Source organism: Armatimonas sp., assembly GCF_031410135.1.
GTDB lineage: Bacteria > Armatimonadota > Armatimonadia > Armatimonadales > Armatimonadaceae > Armatimonas.
This window is the reverse complement of the sequence record NZ_JANNYP010000541.1, coordinates 1-4,589: the sequence shown is the minus strand read 5'-3', so window position 1 is coordinate 4,589 and position 4,589 is coordinate 1. Positions and strand designations below refer to the sequence as shown.

The window sequence follows — 4,589 nt, the reverse complement described above, 5'->3', positions numbered from 1 at the left end:
CGGCGATGGAGGCGGCGTAGTCACAGAAGCGCGGCAGAACGGTGGCAATAAGAGCTTTGCCTGCGTCGGTGATGGTTTCGTCGCGAGGTCGGTAGGTGAGCGTTGCCCAGTCGAGGGCGAGAATATCCTTGCCCTCGCGCTTGTAAAACCCCGCCCCAGATTTCTGGCCCGTGCGTCCCTCGGCGAGGAGCGTTTTCAGAGCATCCGGCAAGCGCAGACGCTCACGTAGTGGGTCATGAGGCAGTGCCTCGTACTGATTCTTCGCGATACTGGCGATAATATCCAGCCCCACCAGATCGGCCATACGAAACGTCGCGCTTCTCGGGCGGCCCAGCGCGGGGCCGGTGAGGGCATCCACCACTTCGACGGGGATATTCTGCTCAATAGCCGTGTGGATCGTATCCAGTAGGTGCGTGATCCAGAGCCGCGTCGAGATAAAGCCCGGCGTGTCTTTTGCGATAACCACACGATGATTGGTCTGCGCTTCGAGCCCGGCGATAAACTCCTGGAGAACCGCGCTATTGGTGGCGGGCGTCGGCACGACCTCCACGAGCTTCAAGTAGCGCGGCGGATTGAAGAAATGCGTCCCGAAGAACCGCCGCCGAAACGCCATCCCGCAGTGCTTGGACATCGCCGTGAGCGAGAGCCCGCTCGTGTTGCTGGTGACAAGCGTCTCCGGCCCCACCACGCTCTCCAGGCGAGTAAAGAGCGCCTGCTTGAGCGCGAGGTTCTCCGCAATCGCCTCAATGACCCAGTCGGCATTGGCGCAGACACCCAGCTCCTCCGACGACCCCAGCACGATGCGCTCGGCAAACTCAGACAGATAGAGCAGCGGCGGGCTTGCTTTCACGACCCGCGCTTTCCCCGCCTCCGCCAGCTCTACCGACTGATCCAGCAAGTACACCGTCCAGCCCGCGTTGGCAAGATCGGCAGCGATTCCCCCACCCATCGTCCCCGCCCCGATCACCACAGCAACGCCTTGCTCTTTCATCGCGGCGCGAGGCTCCGTTTTTCAAGGCCGTTATAGAGATGACCAGGGCGGATGATCCTATTATTTTCGAGCTGCTCGATGATATGGGCGCTCCAGCCGGTGATGCGGCTCAGCACAAAGATCGGGGTGTAGACAGGAATCGGCAGCTCCATCAGGTAGTAGACACTCGCCACGGGAAAGTCCAAGTTAGGATGGAGCTTCTTGGCGGCTAGCATCTCCGCCTCGACGATCTCGGAAATCTCCCACCAGAGAGCATTGCCCGTGCGCTCGGCCAGCTCTTTGGCGTAGCCTTTGACGATCTTGGCACGCTCGTCGCCGTGCTTGTACTCCCGGTGGCCAAAGCCCATGATTTTCTTCTTTTGCACCAGGGCATCCCGAACCCACTCCTGCGCATTCTCCGGGCTCCCAATCTCCTGCAGCATCTCCATCGCTGCCTCGTTGGCACCGCCGTGGAGGGGGCCTTTGAGGGTTCCAATGGCGCTGACCACGCCACTGTAGAGATCCGAGAGCGTCGAGACCGTAACCCGCGCGGCAAACGTGCTAGCATTGAAGCCATGCTCGGCGTAGAGAATCTGGGTCACGTTAAAGACATGGGCAAGGTAGTCCGTGCGCGGCGTTCCGGTGAGCAAGTGAAAGAAGCTGGCACTGTGGTCAAGATTGGGGTCGGGCACGACAGGCTCCTGCCCCTGCGAGATCCGCCACGACGCGCAGACCAGCGTGGGAAGCTTGGCATAGAGCCGCTCGGCCTTTCGGAGATTGGTCTCGTCCTCGGGCAGGAACGTCGCCAGCAGCGCGACGGCGGCTTTGAGGCGATCCATCGGGTGCGCGGTATTGGGCAGGGCGCGGAAGAGATCATAGAGGGCGGGGGGAACCTCGCGATCCATACGAATGCGCTGGTTGAATGCCTCCAGAGTGGCCTCATCGGGAAGCTCGCCGTAGAGGAGCAGATACGCAACCTCATCCATCGTGCAGTGCTCCACCAGGTCGTGGATATCGTAGCCTCGGTAGAGAAGCTCGTTTTTCTCCGCGTCCACCATCGAGACGGCGGAGATTCCGGCAATTACGCCTTCAAGTCCGGGTTTATAGCTGCTTGTGTCCATGAATTCACCTCTTAACCTCTCCCTCCCCCCGCCCCTCCCTCCCCCGGACGCTCATTCTTCGCTGGGGAAGAGAGGGGTGTTGTAGAGCTAGTCCCCCCTTTCTCAGTGAGGTACGAACGCCCGGGAGAGGGGGAAGGGGGAGAGGTTGAAACCTCATTGTCAAACTCTGTGTATTTTTTGTAGCCGATCAGCTCGTAAAGCTCGGCGCGGGTCTGCATCTGGCCCAGCAGGCTCTGCTGCGTCCCTGTTTTGTGGAGCGTCGTGTAGACCTCGCGGGCGGTGTAGAGCATCGCGCGAAACGCGGTCATCGGGAAGATCACGAGCCGATAGCCAAGTAGCGCAAATTCTTCCGCAGAGATCATCGGAGTCTTGCCAAACTCGGTCATGTTGGCAAGTAGGTAGGTACCCGGGAGGGCGCTTGCAAAGGCTTCAAACTCTTCGCGGCTCTGCAAGCCCTCGGGGAAGATCGCGTCGGCCCCAGAGTCCACGTAGCACTTGGCACGTGCAATGGCATCGTCCAGTCCCGTTACGCCACGCGCATCGGTGCGGGCGATGAGAAAGAAATCCGGGTTGGTGCGCGCTCGAACAGCGGCGCGAATTTTTGCCGCCATCGCCTCCGGCTCGATCAGGCTCTTGCCGTCTAAATGCCCACAGCGCTTGGGTGAGAGCTGATCCTCAAGGTGCAGCCCCGCCAGCCCCGCGTGCTCGTACTCCTCGACCGTGCGTGCCACATTGAGCACGTCTCCAAAGCCCGTGTCGGCATCGGCGATCACGGGCGTTCCGGGCACTGCGCGGCAGACGTAGCGTGCCTGCTGAGCGAACTCGGTGAGCGTGAGCAGCGCAATATCGGGGTAGCCCGTCAGCGCGTTGGTGAGGCCCGCGCCCGAGAGATAGAGCGCCGGGTGGCCACAGGCGACCGCCTGCTGGGCCGTGATGGCATTAAAGACGCCCGGCAGGACGACCTGGCTTTTGGTGAGAAGTGCACGCAGGCTCATGATTTCATCTCCCCCTGCGCATAGAGCGCAATTGCCGCATCCGCCAGGGCAATGGCCCGAAGCTGACTCTCCGGGGCGGCCTCTAGGGCACCGAGGGGATCACACAGAGGGTGCCACGCGAGGAGCGGCGGGATTCGTCCCATGATCAGGCGCTTGTGGAGCTGCGTGGCAATCGTCAGGCGGTTGATCTCATTGGTGCCCTCAAAAATACGAAAGATGCGGGCATCGCGGTAGAGCCGGGCGATAGGCACCTCCTCAGAGAAGCCCAGCCCTCCGTGGATTTGCAGAGCTTCGTCTACCACAAAGTCCAGTGCCTCCGTGCAGAAGACCTTGGCGATCGCACACTCAATGGCAAACTCTTCCCCCGCCGCCAGCGAGCCTCCGGGAAAGCTATCCAAGAGCGCCGTCGTTCGGTAGATCACACTCTCCGACAGGGCGATTTTCTGCGTCATTCGGGCGAGCTTATCGGCGATGATCTCAAATTTATCCAGGGGCTGACCAAACTGCTTGCGGGTGCTGGCGTGGGCAAGGGCAAGCGCAAGGGCCTCTTTTGCCATTCCCAGCGCCGCTGCGCCGATATTGAGCCGTCCCACATTAAGGGGAAAGAGCGCCGCCTTATGCCCCTTCCCGACCTCCCCCAGCGCGGCCTCATGAGGAATGAGCGCGTTATCAAGAAAAAGCGCCGCGGTAGACGAGCCCTTCAGACCCAGCTTTTTCTCATCCTTGCCGATGCTCAGACCGGGCGTGCCTTTCTCCACCAGAAACGCCGTCAGGTGCTCTCCGTCTACCTTGGCAAAGACCGTGAAGAGATCAGCAAAGCCCGCGTTGGTGATCCAAAGCTTCTGCCCGCTCAGCCGCCAGCCCTCCGGGGTTTGCGTGGCACGGCAGGTCAGCCCTAGCGCATCCGAGCCGGCTCCTGGCTCTGAGAGGGCAAAGGCCCCCATCGCCTCTCCCGTTGCCAGCTTGGGAAGCCAGTGCTGCTTCTGCGCCTCACTGCCAAACCAGAGCAGCGGCAGGATCGCGACCCCGGTGTGAACATTAAACGGAATCGCAAAGCTAGGGCAGGCACGAGCCGTCTCCTCGCAAAACCGTGCGATCAGGGTTCGGGTAAGCGCGATCCCACCCAGCTCCTCAGGGATCGCCCCACCCAGTAGCCCCAGCTCCCCAGCTTGCCGCAACAAGCGCTCTAAAAGCCCGTCCTCGCACGCTTCGATTCGGTCGGCGGCGGGCCGCACCTCACCCTCCAGAAACGGCAAGATCGCCGCGAGACACTGCTTCTCAAAGCTGTCTAAAAGTCGTGGAGCCGAAAACTCCCCGCGCAGAAACGCTCCCCCCGTCATCTGTGCTACAGCTTCCCTATTAGCTCAGGGATCGCCTGATGGATATCGGCGACCAAGCCGTAGTCCGCAACCTCGAAGATCGGGGCATCGGGATCGGTGTTTATGGCGACAATCACCTTGGAGTCCTTCATGCCCGCTAGGTGCTGAATGCTCCCCGAGACTC

General features: G+C 61.3%; 4 protein-coding genes and 1 pseudogene. All 5 read right to left on the bottom strand.

Annotated elements, in window-relative coordinates; translation table 11 throughout:
- Window positions 1-991, bottom strand: a 991-nt coding sequence (locus tag RMO15_RS19985) for a 3-hydroxyacyl-CoA dehydrogenase family protein (protein WP_309715968.1), incomplete at its 3' end; no start/stop codon positions are given.
- Complete coding sequence (locus RMO15_RS19980; RefSeq protein WP_309715965.1) at window positions 988-2,091, bottom strand: citrate/2-methylcitrate synthase; 1,104 nt, start codon at window positions 2,089-2,091, stop codon at window positions 988-990. The genes RMO15_RS19985 and RMO15_RS19980, both read right to left, overlap by 4 nt.
- A gap of 11 nt (window positions 2,092-2,102) precedes the next feature.
- Window positions 2,103-3,086 (bottom strand): methylisocitrate lyase, encoded by a 984-nt coding sequence (gene prpB / locus RMO15_RS19975; protein ID WP_309715961.1) that lies wholly within the window; start codon window positions 3,084-3,086, stop codon window positions 2,103-2,105.
- Window positions 3,083-4,426, bottom strand: coding sequence for an acyl-CoA dehydrogenase family protein (locus tag RMO15_RS19970; RefSeq protein WP_309715958.1), 1,344 nt, complete (start codon window positions 4,424-4,426; stop codon window positions 3,083-3,085). Before RMO15_RS19970 ends, prpB begins: the two co-directional genes overlap by 4 nt.
- 5 nt (window positions 4,427-4,431) lie before the next feature.
- A pseudogene (locus RMO15_RS33385) lies at window positions 4,432-4,589 on the bottom strand (electron transfer flavoprotein subunit alpha/FixB family protein); the annotation flags it as partial.